Source organism: Streptococcus sp. 10824, from assembly GCF_013276595.1.
In the GTDB taxonomy this organism is placed as follows: domain Bacteria; phylum Bacillota; class Bacilli; order Lactobacillales; family Streptococcaceae; genus Streptococcus; species Streptococcus pseudopneumoniae.
The window spans coordinates 13,865-38,644 of record NZ_VMLH01000054.1 but is presented as its reverse complement, the minus strand read 5'-3'; the positions used below and the strand labels follow the sequence as shown (position 1 = coordinate 38,644).

The 24,780-nt window shown below is 36.8% G+C and carries 32 protein-coding genes and 4 pseudogenes; 7 read left to right on the top strand and 29 right to left on the bottom strand.

Going from position 1 to position 24,780, the window contains the following annotated elements; all coding sequences use genetic code 11:
- Positions 1–122 precede the first annotated feature (122 nt).
- The 4 genes and pseudogenes from HT701_RS05435 to HT701_RS11860 all read right to left on the bottom strand — a co-directional run bounded on the left by HT701_RS05435 (position 123) and on the right by HT701_RS11860 (position 3,615).
- On the bottom strand, positions 123–623 hold the full coding sequence (locus HT701_RS05435) for a hypothetical protein (protein WP_138702661.1): 501 nt from the start codon (positions 621–623) through the stop codon (positions 123–125).
- Complete coding sequence (locus tag HT701_RS05430) at positions 620–1,243, bottom strand: ATP-binding cassette domain-containing protein (protein ID WP_000151027.1); 624 nt, start codon at positions 1,241–1,243, stop codon at positions 620–622. The genes HT701_RS05435 and HT701_RS05430 overlap by 4 nt, the downstream gene beginning before the upstream one ends.
- Entirely contained in the window at positions 1,240–3,222 is a 1,983-nt protein-coding gene (locus tag HT701_RS05425; RefSeq protein ID WP_138705631.1) for an ABC transporter permease, read from the bottom strand. The genes HT701_RS05430 and HT701_RS05425 overlap by 4 nt, the downstream gene beginning before the upstream one ends.
- Before the next feature lie 65 nt (positions 3,223–3,287).
- Positions 3,288–3,615: pseudogene (locus tag HT701_RS11860) on the bottom strand (hypothetical protein).
- Positions 3,616–4,055: 440 nt separating this feature from the next.
- On the opposite strand from HT701_RS11860, the gene HT701_RS05420 reads away from it, so the two are divergent.
- Positions 4,056–4,592 (top strand): biotin transporter BioY, encoded by a 537-nt coding sequence (locus HT701_RS05420; RefSeq protein WP_050971469.1) that lies wholly within the window; start codon positions 4,056–4,058, stop codon positions 4,590–4,592.
- A gap of 53 nt (positions 4,593–4,645) precedes the next feature.
- On the opposite strand, the gene HT701_RS05415 is transcribed toward HT701_RS05420, so the two are convergent.
- Positions 4,646–4,861 (bottom strand): YdbC family protein, encoded by a 216-nt coding sequence (locus HT701_RS05415; RefSeq protein ID WP_000807422.1) that lies wholly within the window; start codon positions 4,859–4,861, stop codon positions 4,646–4,648.
- 98 nt (positions 4,862–4,959) lie between these two features.
- Between HT701_RS05415 and HT701_RS05410 the strand changes: the two genes are divergently transcribed.
- Positions 4,960–5,280, top strand: coding sequence for a hypothetical protein (locus tag HT701_RS05410; RefSeq protein ID WP_138705630.1), 321 nt, complete (start codon positions 4,960–4,962; stop codon positions 5,278–5,280).
- Positions 5,281–5,310: 30 nt separating this feature from the next.
- Here the strand turns inward: HT701_RS05410 and HT701_RS05405 are convergent, their stop codons facing one another.
- From HT701_RS05405 to rpsP, 6 genes are all read right to left on the bottom strand, one after another.
- Complete coding sequence (locus HT701_RS05405; protein WP_138705629.1) at positions 5,311–5,649, bottom strand: ATP cone domain-containing protein; 339 nt, start codon at positions 5,647–5,649, stop codon at positions 5,311–5,313.
- Positions 5,650–5,660: 11 nt separating this feature from the next.
- Positions 5,661–6,380, bottom strand: a complete 720-nt coding sequence (gene trmD, locus HT701_RS05400) for a tRNA (guanosine(37)-N1)-methyltransferase TrmD (RefSeq protein ID WP_000686915.1) — start codon at positions 6,378–6,380, stop codon at positions 5,661–5,663.
- Positions 6,370–6,888, bottom strand: a complete 519-nt coding sequence (gene rimM / locus HT701_RS05395) for a ribosome maturation factor RimM (RefSeq protein WP_138705628.1) — start codon at positions 6,886–6,888, stop codon at positions 6,370–6,372. Before rimM ends, trmD begins: the two co-directional genes overlap by 11 nt.
- Before the next feature lie 30 nt (positions 6,889–6,918).
- Complete coding sequence (locus HT701_RS05390; protein WP_138705627.1) at positions 6,919–7,707, bottom strand: alpha/beta hydrolase; 789 nt, start codon at positions 7,705–7,707, stop codon at positions 6,919–6,921.
- A gap of 444 nt (positions 7,708–8,151) precedes the next feature.
- Entirely contained in the window at positions 8,152–8,391 is a 240-nt protein-coding gene (gene kphA / locus HT701_RS05385) for an RNA-binding protein KphA (RefSeq protein WP_000379621.1), read from the bottom strand.
- Between the two features lie 19 nt (positions 8,392–8,410).
- Positions 8,411–8,683: a 30S ribosomal protein S16 gene (rpsP, locus tag HT701_RS05380; protein ID WP_000268760.1), complete on the bottom strand. Its 273-nt coding sequence runs from the start codon at positions 8,681–8,683 to the stop codon at positions 8,411–8,413.
- A 177-nt stretch (positions 8,684–8,860) separates the two neighbouring features.
- Between rpsP and HT701_RS05375 the strand changes: the two genes are divergently transcribed.
- Positions 8,861–9,061, top strand: a complete 201-nt coding sequence (locus tag HT701_RS05375; protein WP_001084631.1) for a hypothetical protein — start codon at positions 8,861–8,863, stop codon at positions 9,059–9,061.
- A 695-nt stretch (positions 9,062–9,756) separates the two neighbouring features.
- Here the strand turns inward: HT701_RS05375 and HT701_RS05370 are convergent.
- The 3 genes and pseudogenes from HT701_RS05370 to HT701_RS05360 form a co-directional block, all read right to left on the bottom strand.
- Positions 9,757–10,164: pseudogene (locus HT701_RS05370) on the bottom strand (helix-turn-helix transcriptional regulator); the annotation flags it as partial.
- A gap of 45 nt (positions 10,165–10,209) precedes the next feature.
- Complete coding sequence (gene cadX, locus HT701_RS05365; RefSeq protein WP_031222801.1) at positions 10,210–10,548, bottom strand: Cd(II)/Zn(II)-sensing metalloregulatory transcriptional regulator CadX; 339 nt, start codon at positions 10,546–10,548, stop codon at positions 10,210–10,212.
- Positions 10,549–10,559: 11 nt separating this feature from the next.
- The gene (locus tag HT701_RS05360) at positions 10,560–11,174 is read right to left on the bottom strand and encodes a CadD family cadmium resistance transporter (RefSeq protein ID WP_023940491.1); all 615 of its coding nucleotides are present in this window, start codon (positions 11,172–11,174) and stop codon (positions 10,560–10,562) included.
- Between the two features lie 28 nt (positions 11,175–11,202).
- On the opposite strand from HT701_RS05360, the gene HT701_RS11450 reads away from it, so the two are divergent.
- The 4 genes from HT701_RS11450 to HT701_RS05345 all read left to right on the top strand — a co-directional run bounded on the left by HT701_RS11450 (position 11,203) and on the right by HT701_RS05345 (position 13,763).
- Positions 11,203–11,376, top strand: coding sequence for a FanG protein (locus HT701_RS11450; protein WP_078374329.1), 174 nt, complete (start codon positions 11,203–11,205; stop codon positions 11,374–11,376).
- 472 nt (positions 11,377–11,848) lie between these two features.
- Entirely contained in the window at positions 11,849–12,427 is a 579-nt protein-coding gene (locus HT701_RS05355; RefSeq protein WP_023940489.1) for a membrane protein, read from the top strand.
- Between the two features lie 2 nt (positions 12,428–12,429).
- Positions 12,430–12,654, top strand: coding sequence for a helix-turn-helix transcriptional regulator (locus HT701_RS05350; protein WP_023940487.1), 225 nt, complete (start codon positions 12,430–12,432; stop codon positions 12,652–12,654).
- Between the two features lie 305 nt (positions 12,655–12,959).
- Positions 12,960–13,763: a peptidylprolyl isomerase gene (locus HT701_RS05345; protein ID WP_119919628.1), complete on the top strand. Its 804-nt coding sequence runs from the start codon at positions 12,960–12,962 to the stop codon at positions 13,761–13,763.
- 55 nt (positions 13,764–13,818) lie between these two features.
- Here the strand turns inward: HT701_RS05345 and HT701_RS05340 are convergent, their stop codons facing one another.
- From HT701_RS05340 to HT701_RS05275, 15 genes and pseudogenes are all read right to left on the bottom strand, one after another.
- Positions 13,819–15,360, bottom strand: coding sequence for an ABC-F family ATP-binding cassette domain-containing protein (locus HT701_RS05340; RefSeq protein ID WP_119919627.1), 1,542 nt, complete (start codon positions 15,358–15,360; stop codon positions 13,819–13,821).
- A 1-nt stretch (position 15,361) separates the two neighbouring features.
- Positions 15,362–15,844, bottom strand: a complete 483-nt coding sequence (locus HT701_RS05335) for a VanZ family protein (RefSeq protein WP_000976713.1) — start codon at positions 15,842–15,844, stop codon at positions 15,362–15,364.
- Positions 15,844–16,909, bottom strand: a pseudogene (gene rlmN / locus HT701_RS05330) (23S rRNA (adenine(2503)-C(2))-methyltransferase RlmN). The gene HT701_RS05335 and the pseudogene rlmN overlap by 1 nt, the downstream one beginning before the upstream one ends.
- Before the next feature lie 20 nt (positions 16,910–16,929).
- Positions 16,930–17,460: a YutD family protein gene (locus HT701_RS05325; RefSeq protein ID WP_023935811.1), complete on the bottom strand. Its 531-nt coding sequence runs from the start codon at positions 17,458–17,460 to the stop codon at positions 16,930–16,932.
- A gap of 352 nt (positions 17,461–17,812) precedes the next feature.
- Positions 17,813–17,920, bottom strand: a pseudogene (locus tag HT701_RS11855) (transcriptional regulator); the annotation flags it as partial.
- Positions 17,921–17,991: 71 nt separating this feature from the next.
- Positions 17,992–19,719 (bottom strand): IS1634 family transposase, encoded by a 1,728-nt coding sequence (locus HT701_RS05320; protein ID WP_119920170.1) that lies wholly within the window; start codon positions 19,717–19,719, stop codon positions 17,992–17,994.
- A 172-nt stretch (positions 19,720–19,891) separates the two neighbouring features.
- Entirely contained in the window at positions 19,892–20,284 is a 393-nt protein-coding gene (locus HT701_RS05315; RefSeq protein ID WP_138705624.1) for a transcriptional regulator, read from the bottom strand.
- A 126-nt stretch (positions 20,285–20,410) separates the two neighbouring features.
- Positions 20,411–20,659: a hypothetical protein gene (locus HT701_RS05310; protein WP_000644290.1), complete on the bottom strand. Its 249-nt coding sequence runs from the start codon at positions 20,657–20,659 to the stop codon at positions 20,411–20,413.
- The gene (locus tag HT701_RS05305; protein WP_000035040.1) at positions 20,646–20,987 is read right to left on the bottom strand and encodes a hypothetical protein; all 342 of its coding nucleotides are present in this window, start codon (positions 20,985–20,987) and stop codon (positions 20,646–20,648) included. The genes HT701_RS05310 and HT701_RS05305 overlap by 14 nt, the downstream gene beginning before the upstream one ends.
- A 176-nt stretch (positions 20,988–21,163) precedes the next feature.
- Positions 21,164–21,403, bottom strand: a complete 240-nt coding sequence (locus tag HT701_RS05300) for a hypothetical protein (RefSeq protein WP_023935898.1) — start codon at positions 21,401–21,403, stop codon at positions 21,164–21,166.
- Positions 21,403–22,062, bottom strand: a complete 660-nt coding sequence (locus HT701_RS05295; RefSeq protein WP_138705622.1) for a hypothetical protein — start codon at positions 22,060–22,062, stop codon at positions 21,403–21,405. The genes HT701_RS05300 and HT701_RS05295 overlap by 1 nt, the downstream gene beginning before the upstream one ends.
- 23 nt (positions 22,063–22,085) lie before the next feature.
- Positions 22,086–22,244 carry a DUF2292 domain-containing protein gene (locus HT701_RS05290; RefSeq protein WP_014017183.1) on the bottom strand — a complete coding sequence of 53 codons (159 nt, stop codon included), beginning with the start codon at positions 22,242–22,244 and terminating at the stop codon, positions 22,086–22,088.
- A 405-nt stretch (positions 22,245–22,649) separates the two neighbouring features.
- The gene (locus HT701_RS05285; RefSeq protein WP_172931282.1) at positions 22,650–24,104 is read right to left on the bottom strand and encodes a virulence-associated E family protein; all 1,455 of its coding nucleotides are present in this window, start codon (positions 24,102–24,104) and stop codon (positions 22,650–22,652) included.
- Positions 24,097–24,612, bottom strand: coding sequence for a hypothetical protein (locus HT701_RS05280; RefSeq protein ID WP_172931281.1), 516 nt, complete (start codon positions 24,610–24,612; stop codon positions 24,097–24,099). Before HT701_RS05280 ends, HT701_RS05285 begins: the two co-directional genes overlap by 8 nt.
- Positions 24,613–24,774: a hypothetical protein gene (locus HT701_RS05275; protein ID WP_166728294.1), complete on the bottom strand. Its 162-nt coding sequence runs from the start codon at positions 24,772–24,774 to the stop codon at positions 24,613–24,615.
- Between the last annotated feature and the right edge of the window lie 6 nt (positions 24,775–24,780).

Below are 24,780 nucleotides of genomic sequence, written 5' to 3'. Positions count from 1 at the left end.
AAAGCGAGTATTTCCGTAGTTGGAGATACTCGTTTTCTTATGTTTTATTTTATAGTATGTTGAAGTAAGATATGCAAAAATCAATTAACAAACCATAGCAAAATACAAGGATTATAATACAATCATTTATTCTTTTCTTTAAAAGATTCATATATTTTTTTATATAATTCTTTTATATCTTTTTTCTGAGAATTCAACTCTTCTTTACCGTAGTCAAAGTTTGCTACCACAAATCCCGCGCCATCATCAGAAAAAGTAAAAAATTCTATTTCAATTAGTTTATTATGCTTAGAGTCCTCTATGGTGTCTCCTAAACCATTATTGAATTTCTTCACTTCTTCTTCACGAACTCCGAACCCTGTAGCAGCTCCATTTGCAATGATGTTTGAAAATACTTCTTCAGAAGACTCTGCTTCTTTCACAGTTATGAAGTATATAGCCTCTTCCGTTTCTACTTGTCTCATTTTATTCCATTTTTCTGTATCACTAGAAGAAAGCGTATAGACTGTTAACTCTACCGTTGGTTTATTGATATTTTCTTTTGTAATCATTTGTTTTCCAAAAAAGAAGAAGGCAAGTAACCCAGCTACAAAGATCAAAGCAATATAAATTATCTTTTTCATACCTTATACCCTATATCTTTCATATCAATGATCACATCAACTTCGTTATAGACAGCTGGATCATGCGTCGCTATTATAACATATTTGTCTTCATCTTTTTCATTTAATAACAAACGAATGATTTCTTTTCCAATCTCACCATCTAAAGCTCCTGTGGGCTCATCTGCTAAAATAATTTTACGTGGTTTCATTAACATTCTGGCAATAGCTACACGTTGAGCCTGCCCACCAGACAATTCGTATATTTTTTGATGTAAATAGTCACTTGACAGTCCTACTTTTTCAAGTACGTCAGTTATTGTTTTTTTGTCTTTAGTGATAAGGCTCAGATTATCATATACTGTTTTGTTATCTATTAAAGAATAATTCTGAAATACATATCCAACAGTATTTTTAAAAAAAGTTCTTTCTTTTATCTTCCAAATATCTTGTTTATCAACTAAAACATTCCCACTGTCAATTTTTTCTAATCTTCCTATAATATTAAGAAGGGTACTTTTACCGGAGCCAGAACCTCCAATCAATGCATAGCTTTTTCCAGATTCAAATATTAAATTTAAGTCTGTAAAGATCTTCTTTGAGCCGAAACTCTTTGAAACGTTCAAAAGGTCAATTGTCATGATTCATCTCCTTTTAAAATTTTAGTGTAGCTTTCAGATAATTTTCTAAAACTCATTATGATTGATAACATCAAAACTAGCAGAGAAGCCACTCCAATATATAGCAACTCTATTTGCCCTGTCATAAGAAATGTAAATAGAATAACCATTGTAATAGTCATCATAAAATATTTGAGACTTGAAATTGCTATATATGTTTTTGACAGACCCAAAATGATTTTTTTCACATATTCATTCTGTTTTAGAGTAATAAAAAGTTGGACATATTGATAAATGAGTATAAAGACAATACTGTAAATTATCTTCTGCAAGATTTGTGATAGTAGAATTTGGTGCTCTAAGGATTGAATCTTTAATTTCACAATTTGGTAAACATCTACTGGATTCATTGAGAAATTCAACGGGACAGTCATCTCATTTATTTTTTTTACCGCTTCAGGACTAAAAAGAGATTTATATAGTATGTTACTAGCCAAAGAAAACTTATTATTTTCCATCATTTTGTCCGTATCTAAAACAACAACTATATTATCTTTGCTATCTGCTACATTTGCCAGCGGTAAAATATCTTTCATTTTAAGATTATTATCAGCATCCTCATTAAAATAAAAAATTTTTTCCCCATCAGGAATTATTTGTACTGCAAGCTGTTCTTTTGTATAGTTTGTTCCAATAAATTGTTCTGCTACAACTGTATTCTCAATAGATTTCTGGTTTTCTTTCCACTTCTCAGGAATATAGATGGTTGCTATCTTATTATCTAAAAGATGATAGTTTGTTCCATTCACTTTATTTTGTAGGTTGGCACCTGTTTGATTAATATAAATCAACTCTTTATTTATTTCTGGATTCGTTATCCCGTCATTTTCTAATTGTTTAGAAAAATTTTCTATAACATGTGAAGTTTTCATGAAATCTGGAACATATGCCGAAGATCGTTCTATATATAAAAAATCTAAGTTTTTTAAGGCAGCAACTATCTGTAGATACTTACCATCTGAATCACTAACTTCTCCATTTTTAGCAGAGTTACTTTCAATTCCAAGGAATTCAATCCTTCTCCAGTCTTTTACTGTGTCCCATGGTACTAAATTCTGTATTTGTATGTTCATACTAGATTGACTACTCTTTGTTTCTTGTAAAAAAATTCCTGAGACAAGGATGATAATCGAAATGATGACAAGCCATACGACAAAAATAAGTTTATTTTTCGCCTTGTTTTTGATAATTTCAATGGGCTTTTCAATCTGAATCGTCAACCAAAATAAAACAAAAGTAATAAGATCAATGATTTGAAATAGTATAAAATTTGTTAAAAGCAGAGAGAAAAATAACTTAGAACTATAGGTGAAGAAACCATTACCCAAAAAAGAGCTGTAAGAAATCATCAATAAAGCCATCATAATCAGTTCAAAAATAAGAGAAATCACATACTCTCTTCTAAGATCGTATACAGGCAAGCCCAAAGAACGCCGTATCACTCCTTCTTTGATCTGGCTCGTCCTAACAACAAATAAAACAACTAATAAAGTTAAGTAAATGGAACCCATTAACAGTATTCTTAAAGTTCCGGTAAATTGTAATATTCCTCCTATATACCAAGGATAAGCCATATAGACTGTTTGTAGTCCAGTCATCGTAAGTGGTTTCAAACTGTCTACATCCATTTTCCCAAGTGTGTAATACATCCCTACTATTGGTGCTGACTTTAATTGTTCATTATTTACATCATCAAAGTTTACATACTTCAACTGACCCGAACTCTGAACGATTGGCTTGTAAATGGTAGCCTTTTCCGTTTTTGATAAGTCACGAACCATTTCGTATATTTCGTTATTAGAAAGATTACTTTTTCCTTGGATAGAAAAAGCACCATCAATTGGTAAAGGTATGGGGATTTCGGTATCACTAATAGTGACCAGACCAATTGTAGCAATCAAACAAAAGAAGAATCCAATGATACATAATTTTAATTTCATAAGCAATTACCATATTACAAAAGACCCTATTTTATAATTGGGTCTCCTGTTTTCATAAATTATTTTTAAAATCTATAATAATCCCAATATGCATTTAAGCGAACATCGTTCCAAGATTTTGTTGCACTTGAATATGCCCATCCATAATCTTTTTTTATCGTAAGCTTTAACGGTTCCCCAATAATTCGTTACTGAAAATTTTGAACCAATATTATCTGGAGAACTAACAAAGTAATTTGAATAACCATAGCTATTATCTACACCATACTGCCATACATCAATAATGGGACTTGGAGCAGGGTGTGCTGTAGTTGCACTAACAACACTAGCTGCAGTAGCAAAGCTAAAACTGAAAACACTTGCAGCTAGAAAAACAGATGCTTTCTTATTAATTCTTTTTTTTTAATTTTACTTCTCCTTGGATTAAAATATTTGATGAAGACTAAGTAATAGTCCCCTTTTTAGTCCCTCCATATTACTTTAATATGAATTGATTATATTTAGGTTTTTAATCACCGTTATGGTATCTAGAGTCGTTAAAATATCTCGTAACTACCCCTCCTTTTAAAATTGAACACATCTAAATGCATCCGTTTACATTTTTAATATAACACTTATTTTTTAATTTGTCAAATATTTACTAGTATATTTTTTATTAATAAAATAGGATTATCTATACAGACAATTTTCAAATCAACAAAACAATTACCCACCTTAACCAGTAAGCAAAATCGGCCGTTACAGTCTTTGTTACCTTGTTTTCAAAAATAGGTTGACAATAATTCTCCTACGAGTATAATAGTTACTATACATCAGAAAAGAGGTTAACTATTTTGAAAAAATCTCATGTTTATGCTATCCCTGCTATTGGAGCTGCTCTCATTGCTGTTTTGGCACAAATCAGTCTTCCAATTGGACCCGTCCCCTTCACTCTGCAAAACTTTGCAATCGGCTTGATTGCTACTGTCTTTAGACCGAGAGAGGCTGTACTTTCTGTTGGACTCTATCTTCTTCTAGGTGCTATCGGTCTTCCTGTCTTTGCAGGAGGTGGAGCTGGATTGCAGGCGTTGGTTGGTCCTACTGCAGGCTATCTTTGGTTTTATCTCGTTTACTCTGGACTTACTTCCTCCCTAACCAACAGCAAGAGTGGAGTTGTCAAGATTTTTCTTGCAAACCTCTTGGGTGATGCACTTGTCTTTATCGGAGGGATTCTTAGCTTGCATTTCCTAGCTGGAATGGCATTTGAAAAAGCTCTTGTTGTGGGGGTATTTCCCTTTATCATCCCAGATCTTGGTAAAATTATTGCTATTAGTATTATTAGCCGTCCACTACTTCAACGCCTTAAAAATCAGTCTTACTTTGCTACCTAAAAAAGGATATCGAGTTGTCATGACTCAATATCCTTTTCTTTCATTTTGAAAACTTAGTTACCTTTAAAAGCATCCACCATCGTTTGAAATTCTTCATTGGAGAGAGTAATCCCTTTGCCCATTTTAGTATGATCTGGACTCCAAGCACGAATATCAAACTTTGCAGGGGCACCATTAAAGCTCACACGGTTGATTTCCTTAGTCCAACCTTTTTCGTTTTCAGAAAGAGTCAACAAGTGCTCTTCGATTTCAAATGTAAATTCTGCCATTTTCTTCTCCTTTTTTAGCTTTCATCTGATTATTCGTAAAATCTTGTAGATTTTAGGAAAATTTTATATAATATTGATATAAAAGAAGGGAGGCCAATATGAGACATAAATTCCAGCAAGTTCTAGGTAAAATACATGACTTTTTAAATGGACATGAAGAACCTGACCAGACTGAAAGCAACTCCCTTACAGCCACTATTGAAGAGGCTATCCAGAAACAAACCGCTGTTCACCTTATCTTGTCTGAGACAAGCTTTACAGGTGATATCATCAAATACGATCAGCAAGGACAGCAAATTATCGTGAAAAATTTTGCCAAAAATGTAAGCCGTATTATCCGTATAAGCGATATTCAACGCCTGCGATTTGTCCCGTCAACTGTCCAAACAGCCCAAAAAAATAAATTTAAGAAAGAGTGAGATGTAGTTGCTTCATCCCACTCTTTTTTCTTAGCGAATTTGTTCAAAATGTAAATGAACTGCGATATGATCTCCATAACCACTTCTTTCCAAGTCACGTTGTAAACGATAGGAAATGTAGCGTTCTGCAATGGTAATGTAACCTGCACCCAGTAGACGATGTTCAACCATAGACTGAATCATGCTGATAGTAGCACGTTCCACCTTGGCCTCTTCCAAATCCAAAACCACTTTCTTAGTGACTTGTGCAAGGTTTTGACGTAAATCATCTGTTAATACATAGACAGTCTGGGCTGCCTTTAAGATAGCTTGGTAAATCTTATCTGGATTAAATTCAGCAATTTCACCATCACGTTTGATTACTTGCATAGGTTTCTCCTTTATTCTTTGTTTTCTTTGATTTCTGCCAGCATTTTTTCTTCTTCTGCTGTCAGTTGATAATGTTCAAGCAAATCCGGTCTGCGTTCATAGGTTTTCTTTAAACTCTCGTACAATCGCCACTGACGAATTTTTTCATGGTGCCCACTCATCAGTACATCTGGGACAACCATGCCTCGATAATCATAGGGACGTGTGTACTGAGGATACTCGAGAAGCCCAGAAGAAAAACTATCATCTTGGTGACTAGACTCCTTGCCAATCACTTCTGGAATCAGGCGTACCGTAGCATCAATCATAGTCATGGCCGCCAATTCTCCTCCAGTCAGGACATAGTCTCCCAGGGAGATCTCATCTGTCACCAAGGTCTTAATGCGCTCATCATAACCCTCGTAGTGCCCACAGATAAAGATTAGCTCTTCCTCTTGAGCTAAATCCTCAGCATAAGCCTGATCAAACTGCTTTCCAGCAGGATCGAGGAGAATGACGCGCGGATTTTTCTTTTCAATAGCATCAAAGGCATCGAAAATGGGTTGGGCTCGGAGCAACATCCCCTGACCGCCTCCGTAGGGCTCATCGTCAACATGGCGGGCCTTTTCAGCATTTTCTCGGAAGTTATGATACTGGATATCCAAGAGCCCTTTTTCTCGAGCCTTTCCAACAATTGAGTGCTCCAGTGGAGAAAACATCTCTGGAAAGAGGGTTAAAATATCAATTTTCATCGTCTAACCCTTCTAAGATTTCCACATCGACGCGGTTATTTGGAATATCAACATTGAGAATCACTGGTGGGATATAAGGTAAAAGCAAGTCACGTTTACCTTTTCGCTTGACCACCCAGACATCGTTAGCACCTGGTTGCAGGATTTCCTTGATGGTTCCAATCAAATTATCACCCTCATAGACTTCCAAACCGATAATCTCGTGATAATAAAATTCACCATCGTCTAAATCGTTTAAATCTTCCTCAGCAACCTTGAGACTGTATCCCTTGTACTTTTCAATAGCATTGATATGGTACATATCTTTGAATTTAATAATGTCAAAGTTCTTCTGTTTACGGTGGCTAGCGATGGTCACTGTTTGGACAAACTGATCTTTTTCATCAAACAAGGCCAGCTCAGATCCTTTTTTAAACCGTTCTTCTTCAAAATCCGTCACAGACAAGACTCGCATCTCACCCTGCAACCCTTGCGTATTGACGATTTTCCCAACATTAAAGTAGTTCATCTTGTCTCCTGTAGGCTCTTTCTTTCCATCTTATTCTGACAATTCTCGAATAATAGTTGCAATTTTTTCCGCTTCGGACCATTGTAAATAATGGTGATTCCCTCCTAAAATGAGTTTAGTATTGGAAGTCCAATATTCTGATTCTCTGTACTCTTTTTCTCTATAAGGCTGACAAAAAATAAATACAGGAATATGAGCTTCTATAGATACATCCTCAAAATCTTTCTCAGTAATCTCTCCAGATATCTGAAATTCTGGATTTTGCTTTTCCAACTCTAAGCCTTTTTCTTGCATTATTTCCCAGATTTCTTTATTCGTTTCAGGACTAAATGTTGCTTGAGTTAAATTCTTCAAATAAAGTTCAGGACCACACTCGTCAATCAGCCTCATCTGCTCTTCCATTTCTGGATAAGGATTTTCTGAAAAATCAGCAAACATGACTTTTTTAGTTGTCGGTTCAATTGCTACTAAAGCCTGACACTTAATTGGTTTCTTGAGCAATTTACAAACTAAAATTCCACTCAAACTATGTACACAAAGTATATATTCAGAAATCCCTAATACTTCAAGTACTTCATAAACCGCATCTGCAAGATTATCTAGATTTTTTCCAGCTTGGTCATGAATCGGACTCCTACCTGTGTTAGGAAAATCAATTGTCAAATAACCAATTGTAGGGGGAAGTTTTTCAAGTATAAGTGAAAAATTTTCATAACTTGGTAGCAAACCTGCTCCGTTTAGACAAACTAGCACTTTCTTTTGATTTTGATAAGTAACAGAGAGACTACCAATTTCTGTAGATACTTCAAACCTCTTCATAAAGAAATCCACTCATTCTATATAATGAATTATTAAAAATCCTTATCCTTTATTTTATCACGTTCCAAAGATTTTCTCAAGTTGGAGAAAAAAGACACTATAGATAGTATCCCTCTAAAAATCCTCGTAACTTCTCAAAGTAACTTCCATCTCTCCCAAAACTGGAAGTTACTCTAAGCCGACTTTGTTTTAGGGCTATTTGTCGTGCACTTTTTTCTGAGTCTTTTCGCTTTTGAACCCTTATATATCAAGAAAAAGAAAATCAGTGGAAGTTAGTCTCAGACGGATTCCCACTGATTTCACGCGTTTTTCTAATACTAAAAGCTAGGTTGTGGGAAACTAGAAGTTAGTTTGGGAATTTACCCTCTAAAAAACTTTCCAAATCCTGATGAGGATATTTTACACTTCTCCACACAAAAAAGCGAGACATCCGTCCCGCCCTTCTTATTTTTCGTCAATAACGATTCTTACTTTTTTGTATTCAGTTGGGACAGAGTAGACAATCGTTCTTATCGCAGAAATAGTGCGACCCTTACGACCGATTACACGACCCACATCGCTTTGATCAAGATTCAAATGATATTCCAAAAACTCTGGTGTATCTTCAATCTTGATAGTTAAGGCATCTGGTTGTGAAATCAAGGGTTTCACAATCGCAATAATGAGATTTTCAATCGTATCCATCTATCAACCTACTTTAAACTTATTTTGAGAATTTAGAATCGTGGAATTTTTTCAATACGCCTTCTTTTGAAAGGATGTTGCGAACTGTATCTGAAGGTTGAGCTCCATCAGCCAACCATGCAAGAACGCGGTCTTCTTTCAAAGTTACTTGGTTTTCAGCAACAAGTGGATTGTAAGTTCCAACTGTTTCGATGAAACGTCCGTCACGTGGTGAACGTGAATCTGCTACGTTGATACGGTAGAAAGGTTTTTTCTTAGAACCCATACGAGTCAAACGGATTTTAACTGCCATTTTTAAAGTCTCTTTTCTTATTTTTTATTTCGGTGAAATAGCTGAGCTATTTAGCACATGTTCTATTATAGCAGATTTCTAACAGGTGTCAAGAAAAAAACTTGACAGACTATAAAATTTTTAAACCATTTAGAAATTTGTTAGAAGTAGGAAATAAATGTTTGAAAGAGGCTATCCGTGAATAGTATTTTAGAAATATTTTATAAAGAACACCAAGTCAAACCCTTCATCTCTCCTGAACGTGATTTGGATGCTTGGCTCCTAAATCCTAAGCCCGTTCCCAAACGAAATATGGACTTATTGGCAGATGATTCGCTGGCAGGTGATATCATTCTACTATGGAGAATACAGTTTGGAACTTTTACCACCGAAACATGATTTTAAAAACTCCCATTCGAATATGATTCAAAATTCGCTTAAAATCAATGTTTTCCCACTTTTTCAGAAAACAAATTTTCATCTAATTTAAATAACTTTCAATTAAATGGTATGAATTTTGCTTAAAATCATCAAAAAACACCCCATGGTGTGGACCATAATACTCTTTGAAAATCTCTTCAAACCACGTCAACGTCGTCTTGCCGTAGGTATGGTTANNGATTTTCATTGAGTATAAAGTGTTGTAAATACTGTATTGTAGCTAGTTCTTAACCTTTAGAGAACTGGCTAGCTTTACGAGCTTTCTTAAGATCTGGTTTGGAAAGTATAGATTTCAATTAGACTAAAAACAGCGAAATATCAAGGATTTTAAAAAAGATATCTACTAATTAATTTATAAAATATGAATTAATAGATTCTAAATAGGGGAATAGTCTAGGTCTGTAAAAGATTAAATAATTTCTATTTTAGCTGTTAGAAACGTTGGTACATCAATGTTTTTAGAATGCTACATAATAAAAGGTAGAGTGAATAGTAGAGTAGTTATTGCGTTAGTTCAGCAATCTTATCGATATAAAGATTAACAGATTCTAACTTTCTTTGCGGTGCTAACTCGGCGTATGTGTCCATTGTTGTTGAAATTGATTTATCTTTTTTGATTTTTTGATGACCTTTTTGCCATTATGGATAATTTTTTCAGTTGCATCAGAAATCAAAAATTTTTTTCTTTGAATATTGAAATTTGCGAATGTCTTGGAAAGTCTAAGACAGCTAGATTGTATAGAAATTAAGTCATCATCCGACAAAGAATTCATTCTTTTATCTACAGTTTCTAAAACTCTAAATATAATAGAGCTGAAGCAGTGATAAAACATATTTTCAACAAACTTGGCAATATCTCTAAAAATAATTTCTTTATAGTCTAAGTCAGTTTGAGTATTCAAATAAAGCAATATTGAAGCAGTAACTTGTCGCTTTCCCTTTTCAACTTGGCTAACTTGACCTGCATTACCTAGGTCTCTTTGCTTTAAATTATACTTTTTTCTTAAACATTTGATACGAGTAGGTATTTCTTGTGAGTAATTTTCATCAAAAAATTTCATAGATAAGTCCTATATATGATCATGATAAAGTAGTAAAAATAGTTGTTATCCTAGTTGATTAAAAAAGTCTCTGATTTCCTCATCTTTTATAAAATAATATATAATTTTCCCCTCTCTTCTAGTATCCAAGATGTTTTGATTGGCTAGTTTACGAAGATGGTGGGAGGAAGATGCCATACTGAGATTTAGTAAACAGGCTATATCACAGACACAGAGTTCTTCGACGGCAAGGAGATAAAAGATGATATTTATCTGTTTATTATCGGTAAATTTTGATAAAATGCGAAGTGATTTTTGGACTTTTTCCTTTTCAAGGTAGTTCGTTGCGGTTGTAACATTTTGTTGATTAATAACATCCACTTGACAGATACTATCTTTTTTCATAATTTTTTCTCCTAGCCGAACACAGCCCATAGCATGTCAAAGCTGTTGTTTTCAATCAGGATATACATCCCCAATCCTAAATAGACAACGGCAATAAACCATCTGCTATATTTTTCCAAAGTTTCTCCAACAGAAGGGACTTGTGCCAATTTTTGGGCAGAAAAAACCAAGAGATAAATCATGACTAGAAAAGTAAGTAAAGTCACTATCAAATTCGCTAAATTTAAGGTGGTAAAATATGGGACAAAGACACCAATATTGTCAGCGCCACAACTTGCAAAAGTAATCATAGCGACTAGAAAAATCAGGTTTTTATTGTCTTTTCGCAAACCATCTTTTGCAATAGCTTCTCCATCAGAATCTCCTAAAAGCAAAACTTTGAGGCCTAGGAAAATTGGAATCAAACCGAGTAAACCTAAAATCTCTTTACTAGGAATATAATTTAAGACAAATGCAAAAAGCAAACTTAGCAATATTAGACTAACAGAGCCTAGAAATTGTCCTAAATAGATGTTAATGATGTCTTTTCTGCTTTTTCTTTTGGCAAAAAATAACATTAGGATAATAAGTAAGTCTACGGCTGTCCCAGAATACAGGATTATTGAAGTAACAACATTTTGAATCATAAAACACCTCATTCAAATATATTTTTGAATGTATTCTAACATTAAACTTTGTAGATGTCAACTTAAAATCCACCAAAATATAGATAAGAAGTTAGTGTACCAAATATTAAAAAGCCCTGCCATCGAAATGATAGCAGGGCTTAACTTCAATATCCAGATGATATATTTATCTAAAAAAGGTAGAGTTTTTATTGATTTGTAGTGCGATATAATGAGTTTCCAAAAATCAAAAATCGCTTAAAATCAGTATTTTGACATCTATTGACGTGTACTGAAATCCTTACTTAACCTCTGTAAAAATTAACTTCTACACCTACAAAGCTTATTCTGACAGACTTTATACAGTCTAAGAAAAAAAGTAGAGATTCATACAGTATCTAGATTTTTCAAAAATTCTTTATCATCAAATATTATTAACGAAACTATCCAAACCAAATCCGATGCATTACTTCAAAGAATTCTTTAGTTATTTGACTATCAAGGGCTTTTATTAAAAAATTTTTTCAAATAATTGCCACCTTGACACATAAATTCTTGCTTTCTAAATTTAAATGTGATATATTTATAACATAAAATTTAAGTGTTATATATTTATAACATGAAATTTAAGTGTTATATATTTATAACATGAAATTTAAGTGTTATATATTTATAACATAAAAAAGGAGTCTATCATGAAAAAAAGTCAAAAAATGCGTGGCCTCATTGCAATGATTGCCGTAGCTCTCTTTATTGATTTTATTGTTTTATTTGGTTCTAATCTTAGTTGGGGACCCAAGTTAGTTATTACTGGTATTTCAGTGTCAGGTCAAATTGTAGCTATTTGTAGCTGGCTACATAAGAGTCAGAAAGGTAAGGGAAAGATTATTTTTAACTTGTCTGCTAAACTTTACACGATACTTGTGTCTGCAGCAAGCATTTTTTATACAGTAGGGATTTGGGTTGCGACCCCAAGCGTAAGTTCTGGTATTAAAGAATGGATTTTGGGAATTGGTCTCGTTATTGAAGTGATTGTATTTGTTTTTTTCTCTTTAAAAAATGTCAAGGAAACTCCGGACGAACGCTTTTATGCTAATTTAGCAAAGGCAGCTAGCTTGATGTTTGTTTTTATACTAGGCGCACTGATGATCCTATCAGTTATCATTGGGTATATGGGGGTTCTCACTCTTTACATGGGTCAGATATTTATTAGCATAGCTGCCTTGATTTGCATTTTTGCGGTTGTCTATTTTATCTTGGAACGTAGAGGATAAGCATGGCCAAAGAAAGCAATATTATTACTAATCTCAAATCTGTTCGTGAGTCCACAGGCATGACCCAGCAGGAGTTAGCCGACCGCATCGGCATTCGACGCGAGACAATTCTGCACTTGGAAAATAACCGTTACAATCCTTCGCTGGAAATGGCTCTTAAAATTGCTCAAGTTTTTAATCTAAAAGTAGAAGACCTCTTTGAACTCAGACAGAAAGAGGAAACATAATTCTTTTCGAGACCTACTATTAAGTTCATTGATTAATTAGGAATTGAAGCCAAAAGAAAAAATCCTTTGAAAATATGCTCTTTTAAAATATAGTAATTCTTTCGAATTAACCTTTACTAATTGTGATGCTTTACGAGCTTTCTTAAGATCTGGTTTCCTAAATACTTCGAGTACACTTATGGTATTGATACCTCTAAACAAGCTACTTTCTGGTTGGCTTCCTCTTAAACTGTCTTGTCACTAATATTTGAAATCCACTTCCTTTTAGGGTACAATGGTAGAAATGAATTTTTGAGAGGATCAGAATGAAAAAACTAGCAACCCTTCTTTTACTATCCACTGTAACCCTAGCTGGATGTAGCAACATCCAACGTAGTTTGCGTGGTAATGACTATGTAGATTCTAGCTTGGCCGCTGAGGAAAGCTCCAAAGCAGCAGCCCAATCTGCTAAGGACTTAAACGATGCTTTAACAAACGAAAACGCCAATTTCCCACAACTATCTAAAGAAGTTGCTGAAGACGAGGCTGAAGTGATTCTACACACAAGTCAAGGATATATCCGTATCAAACTCTTCCCTAAACTCGCTCCTCTAGCGGTTGAAAACTTCCTCACTCATGCCAAAGAAGGCTACTATAACGGCATTATCTTCCACCGTGTCATCGATGGCTTCATGGTTCAAACTGGAGATCCGAAGGGAGACGGTACAGGTGGCCAGTCTATCTGGCATGACAAGGATAAGACTAAAGACAAGGGAACTGGTTTCAAGAACGAGATTACTCCTTATCTCTATAACATCCGTGGTGCTCTTTCTATGGCTAATACTGGTCAACCAAACACCAATGGTAGCCAGTTCTTCATCAACCAAAACTCTACAGATACCTCTGCTAAACTCCCTACAAGCAAGTATCCAAAGAAAATCATCGAAGCCTATAAAGAAGGGGGAAACCCTAGTCTAGATGGCAAACACCCAGTCTTTGGTCAAGTGATTGACGGTATGGATGTTGTAGATAAAATTGCTAAAGCCGAAAAAGATGAAAAAGACAAGCCAACTACTGCTATCACAATCGACAGCATCGAAGTGGTGAAAGACTACGATTTTAAATCTTAAAAACCAAAAAAATACAGTATCCACATTCGGTACTGTATTTCTTTTATCCTCATTTTTAAGTTAGATTATTAAAATCCCAGATTTGGTCCATCCAGCCTTCATAGAAGTCTGGCTCGTGACAGACCATAAAAATCGATCCCTTGTATTCTTTGAGAGCACGTTTGAGTTCATCCTTGGCATCCACATCCAAGTGGTTGGTCGGCTCGTCCAGCACTAAAACATTGTTTTCACGATTCATCAAGAGACAGAAACGAACCTTGGCTTGTTCCCCACCTGACAAGACCTGAATTTGGCTTTCAATATGCTTGGTTGTCAAACCACAACGAGCAAGGGCTGCACGAACTTCTGCTTGGTTGAGAGCTGGAAAGGCATTCCAGACAGCCTCTAGTGGTGTTTGGCGATTACCGCCTTCTACTTCCTGCTCAAAGTAGCCAAGTTCTAGGTAGTCACCGCGTTCCACTTCCCCAGAGATTGGTGGAATAATACCTAAGAGAGACTTCAATAGAGTTGTTTTCCCAATACCATTTGCCCCGATAATCGCAACCTTTTGATTGCGTTCAAAGGTAAGATTTAAAGGCTTGGTCAGAGGTCGGTCGTAACCAATTTGCAAGTTCTTGGCTTGGAAGATAAAGCGCCCTGGTGTACGAGCTGGTTTGAAATCAAAGGATGGTTTTGGTTTCTCACTTTGGAGTTCGATAATATCCATCTTATCCAATTTCTTCTGACGAGACATAGCCATATTTCGTGTTGCAACACGTGCTTTGTTTCGAGCCACGAAGTCCTTGAGGTCCGCAATCTCTTTCTGCTGACGTTCGTAGGCTGCCTCTAGCTGAGATTTCTTCATCGCATAGACTTCTTGGAACTGGTAGTAGTCACCAGAGTAACGCGTCAGCTGTTGATTCTCCACATGGTAGACAATATTAATCACATCGTTCAGGAATGGAATATCGTGCGAAATGAGAACAAAGGCATTCTCATAGTTTTGGAGATAGCGCTTGAGCCAATCAATATGCTCAGCATCCAAGTAGTTGGTCGGCTCGTCCAACAGCAAAATATCAGGCTTTTCAAGGAGAAGTTTTGCCAAAAGCACCTTGGTTCTTTGCCCACCTGACAAAGAAGTTACATCCGTATCCATGCCAAAGTCCATAATACCAAGAGCACGCGCTACTTCGTCAATCTTAGCATCCAAGGTATAGAAATCACGACTCTCCAGACGGTCTTGAAGTTCTCCCACTTCTTCCATGAGAGCATCAACATCAGCTCCATCTTCAGCCATTTCCATATAGAGGTCATTGATACGAGCTTCTGCTTTAAACAGCTCATCAAAAGCTGTACGTAGAACATCACGTACCGACTGCCCTTCAGCAAGGACAGAGTGTTGATCCAAGTAACCAGCCGTCACATATTTGGACCACTCAACCTTTCCTTCATCTGGCAGCATTTTACCAGTCACGATACTCATAAAGGTTGATTTTCCTTCACCATTGGCACCGACCAGGCCGATATGTTCTCCCTTGAGGAGACGGAAGGACACATCTTCAAAAATTGCACGGTCACCAAAACCGTGACTCAGATTTTTAACTTCTAAAATACTCATTTTAATTCCTTATCTTGTTTTTATGTAATCGTTTATAAAGGAGCCAAGCCAGATAGCCACCCAAAGTGTTGGTCCACAAATCATCAATCTCAAAGACGCGATTGAAATCAAAGAAAAAGTCCAAGATTAATTGCGTACACTCGATTCCAAGACTCACAAGAAAACTAAAAAGAAGGACCTTTTTTATTTTCCGCAAGTTTGGAAGGAGATAAAGGAGTTGGAACATCAGAGGAAAAAGTAAGAACATATTAAGGATATTTTGTAAAAAAATCCAGCATAATTGTCCCATATCACTCACCTCACCCAGATTCCAGAGGGAGTTTAAAGGAGTCAAAAGAAAAACCAGGCTTCCAAGATGCTGAATACCTGGAGTTTCTACCCCCACGGGAGATTGTTCTTGAGGAGTAAAGCAAAAATAGACAATGCAAATGCTATAGAAAATGACTCCCCAGACCAAAATATGATTATAAGTCTTCTTCATCATTAAGGATTTACCGCTGCGACTGCCTTCTGGCGGTCACGTTTCATTGTGTTAGAGCGCAATTGTCCACAAGCTGCGTCACTATCTGTACCATGCTCTTGACGAACCACACAGTTGACCCCTTTTCTCTTAAGCGTATCATAGAAAGCCAACACGCGCTCTTTGGGACTACGGCTATATTGGTCATGCTCACTAACTGGGTTATAAGAAATCAAGTTTACATAAGACAATTTCTTGATGTTCTTGAGCAATTCAGCTAATTCCAAAGCTTGTTCTACACCATCGTTTACTTCATTAAGCATGATATACTCAAAGGTCACACGACGATTAGTTGTCTCAATGTAGTACTCAATAGCTGCAAAGAGCTTTTCAATCGGAAAGGCACGGTTAATCTTCATGGTACTTGAGCGCAGTTCATTGTTGGGTGCGTGAAGAGACACGGCAAGATTGACCTGAACCCCTTCATCAGCAAAGTCACGAATTTTATGAGCCAAACCTGAGGTTGAAACCGTGATGTGACGAGCACCGATAGCCATTCCTTTATCATCATTGATAGTACAAACGAAATTCAAAACATTGTTGTAATTATCAAAGGGCTCACTGATTCCCATGACAACGATATGGCTGACACGTTCATCCTGACCACGCTCATCAAAGTATTTCTGAACCAGCATAATTTGCGCTACGATTTCACCGTTATTGAGGTCACGTTGCTTCTTAATCAAACCAGAGGCACAGAAGGTACAACCGATATTACAGCCGACCTGAGTGGTCACACAGACAGATAAAACGTAGTGTTGACGTATGAGTACTGTCTCAATCAGCATTCCATCTGGCAATTCAAAAAGATATTTAACTGTCCCATCAGCAGACTCTTGCACAATACCTTGTTTCAAGGGATTGACCACAAACTGGTCATTAAGCTTAGCAATCAAATCCTTGAAAAGGTTGGTCATTTCTTCAATAGAGCCATTCCCAGATTTGATCTGCACGGAATTTCTTTTCTCCCTGCTCCAATACCCATTCCTGCATGGTTTGACGTGTTAAACTATAAATTGACGGTTTCATTTCTACTCCTTATTCTCTACTCACTTCTGACGAATGACAAAATGACGTTGTCCTTTGTTCTCTTTCTGAGAATGCTGGTCTTTCTGACGACGTCTATTTTTCTTATCTGCATTCGGTTTTCGTTTGGTTTGAGTCGGCTTCTTTCCTTTTTTAGAAGGAGGTTCTTCTTCCTTCTTACGAATTTTCTTGTCAAATGATGCGCGCTTAGGGGCTTCATTTTCTAAGACAAAATAGGCACAACCATAACTACAATACTCTAAAAGGTAGTCTTGTAAACGACTGATTTTTTCAAGTTTTTCTTCTGTTCGATCATCCTTATAAAAACCTCGTAGACGAAGCTGTTCGTTGCTCCAGTCTCCCACGATATAATCAAACTTGGTTAAGACTTCTGAAAAACGCTGATTAAAAGCCGTCACATCAAAGGCATCCTTGATATTTTCCACCAAGGAAAAAGCGATCCCTTCCGTTTCAACCTTGTCCCCGTGTAAATGAAACTCAGGACCAGGAAACTTGTTATAGTTGTATAATTCAGGTGCAATTTCTTTTCGCATAGATATCCTTTTTTCACGATTACTTAATACTTTATTCTACCATAATTTCTAGCAGTTAGCACGTTTCTCATAAAAATAGAGATGACAATTTTTTAGGATTCATTAAAGCGTCTAAACCCTTGATATTACTGATTTTTTGAAAAATCACATTTGATTAAATATCATTAAAAGGTCTTAAAAATTCTTAAAAAGTCCACAAAAAAAGCCCCACAAAAGGGCTAAGATTTGACGAGTTCAGCAGGCAAGAAACTAGCACGGTTAAACGTGCTTTTTTTTATTGCTGATTGCTGATAGGTATATTATAACACGATAAAGACGATAGGGCAAAATATCCTATCAAGATGATATACACTTACTTATATACTTCCAGTTCTCCGTTCTGGTGGATTCTCGCAAAGTTTAAGACGACTATCTGTTTGCATCGGTGATAACTAGTGGAGCTAGTGCCTGCCATTTCTACGCCCGACTTTATCACTTAAAAAATACAAAAGGGCAGCTACCCCCTTGCGCCACAAGGGATTTCGCTGTTCTTTAATCTCGTTTAGGTGTTGTATATGGAGCTTTGGCGTAATTTTTGAGTTCTTCAAACTTCACGAACCCTTTGTTCCATTCCATGCCCAATAATCTATTTAGTAGCTGCATATCTGGACTTTCTTGTAGTCTATAGTAATTATCTTGTAACCTAGTTGCTTTGGCACTGTTGAGAGCATTAGCGATTCTCCTTGGACTCATCTTCCAATTAATTTGATGTTGGAGGAGTCGAAGATGAATTAAAGCGATAAAACAAGTCAAAAAATGTGCCTGTATATGATTTTCTGTCCATACATAAACAGGTCTACTTTCAAGCTCTGTCTTCGTGATGCGGAAGCAATCCTCAATCTTAGCTAACTCTTTATAAGCCTCCAACATCTCTTCATCTGTCATTCCAACTTCACTTGTTACAAGAACATTCACACCATCAAACTGAGCATCAAAATCAACCTGCTCATGGTCAATGGTAACAAGTGGGGAAAAAGGCTTTAGTTCCCCTGTTTTTTCATCCAGATAGTGGAGGTCTAGATATTTCTTGCCTCCTTTTTTACTGGTCTGTCGAAAGAGTTCCGCATTGGTTAGTTGGCTGGCATATTCTAAAGCACCTTCCCGACGAATCCGTTCTCGATCAGCGTATTTCTTAGACCAAGTAATCAGAACTTTCTCTTTGACAAGTGGAGAATCCTTCTTCGTTCCCAGCTTGCGTTCACGTAGATAGGACTTCTTTGCGAAGGTCAACTCCTTATTAAATTGCCAATCGTTTGGATTTAGAATTTGTGTTTGTAGCTCCTTTGAGGCGCCACACCGTCCACGATGCTTCTGGGAGAAGAGCCATCCATCTTTTTGATGAATCATCTTAGAAATATTGTAAGAGCTATTCATAGCCTTATCGGCCACCACCACAATACGCTCAATTCCAAACTGTTTTTTAACTTCCTCAACAGCTGGAAGATAGGTAATAGGATCTGTTTGATTTCCTCTAAATAACTTATAACTGATGGGAATTCCATTCGTATCCATAAATAATCCTAATTGGACAATGGGTTTGGGACGATGTTCCTTACTAGGACCTCGTCTTCTTAGTCCTTCTTTTAGAATTTCACCATCAACTGAAACAACCGTCTCATCGGGGATATCTGTTTCAAAGTAGTAGTTCGTTACATCGTAGAAAACTAAACGTGCTTCACGCTTGGTCATGCGACTCACTTCTTTATGAAGATGAAGCAGAAGTTTTTCTTTCAAGGTATCCAACTTATCTAACGAACGATAAATAGCGTTGAGGCTTATTTCCCAATGACCAAATAAGTTTACTTGAGAAGCATAAGTAGATAACTTACTATCTGGATTGAGGACTCTCTGAAAAACTAATAGTTTTAAAATTTGAGCCAAATCGTACTCTGATTTCGATTTCACTGTCTTTAGAAACTCGGTTAGTTTTAACTCTTCAAACAGGTTATCCAAGACCATCCAACCATAGGACTGATCCACCTCATTCATAGGAGCCAGTAGGTCATAGCTTACTTGAAAGAATTGAGGTTCTGTTAGTAGACCTTCCTTTGCCTCACGTTTCAAACGTTCTAAGATATCAGGTTCCTCTACCTCTAGTTCATCTAAGAGACCATATTTTTTCAAAATACGCTGTCTGACTTTTCCATCTTTTCGATATCCCTCCACAAGATAGACATGAGTACGTCCTTCTTTGTTGGTTGTTGTTTTAATAAATGCCATACTCTATTATAACATACATAACCATATACAACAAACAAAAAGTTGAAAAATAGTCGAAAAATCCAGATGTACCAAGGTATTAAGTAAGGTCGGCGGAGAATTAAGTGATAAAGTCGGGATTATAACACGATAAAGACGATAGGGCAAAATATCCTATCAAGATGATATACACTTACTTATATACTTCCAGTTCTCCGTTCTGGTGGATTCTCGCAAAGTTTAAGACGACTATCTGTTTGCATCGGTGATAACTAGTGGAGCTAGTGCCTGCCATTTCTACGCATTCACTCATTGTTTTCTTTCTCATGTAGCAATAATGGATAATGAAGTATTTTCTGGCTCTCTCGTTCTCTATGCTGTTGATGTCTTGGGCGAATATTTCCAACCCCTCACGGATTGCCTTTTCATGCTTGCTAGTCAAATTCCACTGATCAGGTAAGACAAGTTCCCAAGCCTCTTCATCTATCCTAACTTGGTTTTCACTTCCTGCCATCCTCTGGAAACGTAGAAAGTAAGTCATCCGCTCTCTTACGTTCATCATCGTTTTAAACTTATCCAGCTCCATTAGTTCGCTCCTTTATGATATAATATTTTTAGCGAACATATCACAAAGGAGTCAGCTGTGCTGGCTTTTTTGCGTTTTCTCGGCGTTCAAGGATATTCTCCTTATCTGATTGATAACTGAAAAGCTCTAATCATCACAAAAACCTATATTATCCCAGAATATCCGCAATCCTTTTGTATCTTTAATTCGTGAAATACCTTCTTCTGCTGCTTCTTTTGTCGGATAGACTTCTATAATATCTTTGGAATTTTTTCCACCTATCCTATATCTTACCTCAAAATGTCCGGTATCAATCTGCGTCAAAAACACGGTATCGACTTCATCAATCACAGCTAACTTATTCAACTTATTTAAACGGTTTTTAATCGCCTTCATTTAGTATCTTAGCCTCTAATACTTCTAATTGCTCCACTACCTCAACCATTTCAACTGCTTTATAAGCCATGTTTAAAACGCTCTGGGCGCTCTGTTGTCTAGCATACGGGCTTACTGTCTTATCAAGCATGATTTCCCTCAACACGTTTACCGCCTCAACGCTTGCATTCTGTAAAAGTGTAGTCGCTTCTTTAAGTTGTTCGCTACGTCTTTCACGGTAAATTCTCTTAAAGGTTGCATCGTTCAAGTAATTATAAGCCGTCTTTCTGGTGATCTCACTTAATTCACTAGCTTTTTTTACATTCCCAGTCATGAGATAATTGGCCATAAATATTTCTTTTTTTCTGCTTAATTCTGTCAAATACTAGTCACCTCGCTTTCTTCTACCATTCTTTTTAGTTCTTCTAACTTTTCTAGTCTTGCTTTTAAACTTCTAACCATTCCCCTACCTCGTGTGTAATTCTGTCTGATTTATGTAAAAAAAGGGGATTGCTCCCCTCCACATCACAAACCTAATAAACCACGTCTTTCTTTGCCCAGTAGTTTATCATATAGGGCTTTATCCTTCTCATATAGTTCATGTCTACGCTTGTAGCCCATAGCTTTAAACTCTTCAAGAGTTACAGCTTCCTCTTCGTAAGATTTTGAAATACTTTCTACGTTCTTTGCAAGCCCCTGCAGTAAGTCAGCTTGTCTCTTCTCTTCTTCGATTTCTTGAAATAGTTGTTTATGTTCATCTTTCATTATTGTTCTCCTTCAAAATAGTTAATACGATTCACAAAATATGCTAAATCATCTTTGGGATCTAAATAGCGGTATTGGCTTCCCATATAACCAGTTACACCACTATAAATGTAAGGCTTACTTACTCCACTATATTCTGGAGATGTATTCAGGCGGTCAAATAACTCTTCGATACCTGTTTCTCTTACCTCATCCGCCAATCTTTCAGCAGTATTTTTGTAATTTTCGTTATAATTTGCAATCAATTCCAAAAGCTCAATAGATTTCTGCTTGATTTCTTGGCGCTGGCGCTTCACTGTTTCATCTTGCTCTAATGCAGTTCCTAAATAACCTGATGCATTAATTTTTCTAGCGTCTGCTACGATTGAGTCAATCCGTTCTTTCTCAAGTTTTGTTCTTTGCTCTTTCATATCAGCAATATACTTTTCTTTTACGTTAATAGCTTGAAAATCTTCAAATGTTTGTACATCTGCTTTCTTGGATTTGATATCCTTAACTTCTTTTTCTGCTTTCTTGATTTCCTCATCAAAGCGATCAAAAATCTCTAATTGAGTCCGTACTTTGTCCATCTGGTTTTTCACTTCTTGCAATGTTGGCATTTCTTTTTCCTCCAATCTTCCCAAAAACAAAAGAGACATAGCCAAAATAGATTGCTCCACTTTATGCTATACCTCTGATTTTTTCAGTCAGTATTCTTTTTAAATATTATTGTTTTAGATTCCACGCTGGAGACAATCTCGCCGTCTTGTATTTTAAGCGTGATACTCCCAAACCTTGGAATCTCTAACAATTTTATTATACCATAACTTTTGAAATAAATAAAGCCATTTTGTATCTCCATTCGTTATCCTTTCATCTGTTTTAAGGGTGTCACTAGTAGTTACACCATTGCAAGGGGGTCGGTACTATCTACCCCATTTTGTTTTAGGTTTTGGGCAAAGTGTAGCCATTTTTGAATATCTAGCGGCTACGCATTCCGCCTTACAGCCCCAAGGGTTTTCGCCTTGTGTAGCCGTGTAGCCGTTTCATCTCAGAAAAAAATAATATATAACGCTATAGCTATTTAATTATATATACTTTTATAAAATATATATTTTGGCTACATTTATATTAAAAATTCAGTAATATCAAGGGTTTAGGGGTGTAGCCGTTTTTTTCGTCTTGTCTACACCTCTTTGAAACCCTTACAGTATCAAGGGTTTTCATCGTAGCCGTTTTTTTATCTTTTGGCTACACTGTCTACACTTTATTTTTTTATTTTAGCAAATCCGCGTTTGATACTTTTGCCAAATCGCAAGGACTCCCTTGCTTCCCAATCCTCTTTATTTTGCATGATTTTTTTAATCTTGTTTTTATCCTTTACGTTCGGTATCTTATCCGGATATACCTCTGTGAAAAATAAATTAATAGCCATCTTGTCACGTTCCACTAGTTCCCCATACTTTTCAATATCTAGGGTAATTTCTACACCGTTTGCGCCCATATGATAGCCATGATTTATCATGTCGTAAATGTAATAATATCTTGTTCTATCTGTCGGGGGGAACTGATACATTCTTTTTGGGTAAGGAGTGCCTAAATAGCGCTCCAAATCCTCAAGGGTTTCATCAACAAACTTGTAACGGCTTCTAACCTCATTTACTAGCTTTTCTTGCTCGTCTGTCAGGTTCAAGACTTGGTTAGCTCTCCAAGCCACCACCATAGCGCCCCAAAAGGCTCTACGGTCTTTCTCTGTCCACTTCCTGCCCTTATAGGCGGTGTCCTTGTGGACTTCCGCAACTAAAAAGCGCCTTTCTCCTGTCAGGTCGTTCAAATAATCATGGTCATTGGTCGCCCTCACGATAATAAAACTCTTAGGCAGTCGCCTATCACTGGAGGCGTAAGGCGGTCTAAACTCTAGCTTGGTTTCTGTGATGAATTTCTTCAATTCTGAAAAACTAGCCTTTTTACTGGCCACCATCTCATCATCAAATACACACCAGTTTCTGACCATTCTAGCCTTGTCATCTTTGTCTGTGAAGGTCTCAACGGTTGTAAAATACTTGTGAGTGAAAAGCCCCTCAAAAAACTGTGTCTTTCCTACTCCCTGCCGTCCAGTCAAGTCCAGCACAAAGTCAAACTTGATGGTAGGGTCAAACACCTTGGCAACCGCTCCACGGAAAAACAAATCCATGATAATACGGTTATATTCATCATCCTTGATATTGAGATAATGCCTTAAAATATCAAAGGGATCGCGCTGATTCACTAACTCTTTATACTCACTTTCGCAAGATTCCAGATAGTCTTTTAAGGGATTGTAGCTGTGTTCTCCAGCCACCACTTCCAAAATATCCGCTATGTCAGGCTTTTTATAGTCAAGCTTGTACTTGGTAGCAATATAAGCCCTAATCTCTCTGATAATCAGGTCATCGATCGCACCGCTCAGGGTTCTACCGTTTAGCTTCATTGGTCTAGTCACGTCGATTTCATAAGTGAAGACGTTGTACTGTATCGCCCCCTTTAACTTACTATCTCCGTTCAAAATCTTCTTGAGATTGTCCAAGTTGACTGCAAAGCCATCGCCTCTTGCTCTTTTTGCCAAGTTCAGGCTATTGTGTTCCTCATCGGTCTCCCTTGCTTGGGTCAAGTCCACCACTTCAGGCGGTGCTTGTTGCTGATCTTCTTCAATGATTTTATTTACAATGTCATTGCTATTCAAAAGCCACCTCCTTATAGAATTTTGTTGCTACTTCTAGGAAATAGCTTGCTAGGTCTTTGCGTTTAACGATTGCAGAAAACAAGTCCACTAACTGGCTAAAACTGTAGCCATTAACAAATAGCAAGCGGACAAAAAGCGAAGTCTCATATCTGGTATAAATCCCGTTACAAATCAGGTCAAAAATCCAACCCTTTAACTCCACTCCAAGCCCCTGCCGTTGCTCTGTCAATTTGTTTACCTCTAATTCTTTCAGGATCGTCAGCAAGTTAGGACTGGCCAAACCTATCTCTAAATCTCTGGCCAATTCCCAGCCCTTTACTTCTTCGCTTTCGTCTTTAACTGCCACATACAAGCCTTTGTAGTGGAAAGCTGTCAGCGCCTCGCCTATTGGCTCAAAATAGATAAATTTATAGTGATTGCCATTCTTCCAAACTTGGGTTGGGCTAGACTTGAGAAAGCCAAACAAAGGTAATTTATCAGCGGATAGAATTAACTCCAGCACTCTCATTCATCCACCCCCAGAAACTTCCAGATGTCGGTCACTAATTTTCAATTCCTCTTTGAGTTCAATTCTATTTATCAACTTAGTCAGTCTCTGCGGTGCTTTCTCATGTGCTTCCAGAATGCCATGCGTCAAATCATGCTCACTTTCTCGGCTTAGGCTAAACATATCCGC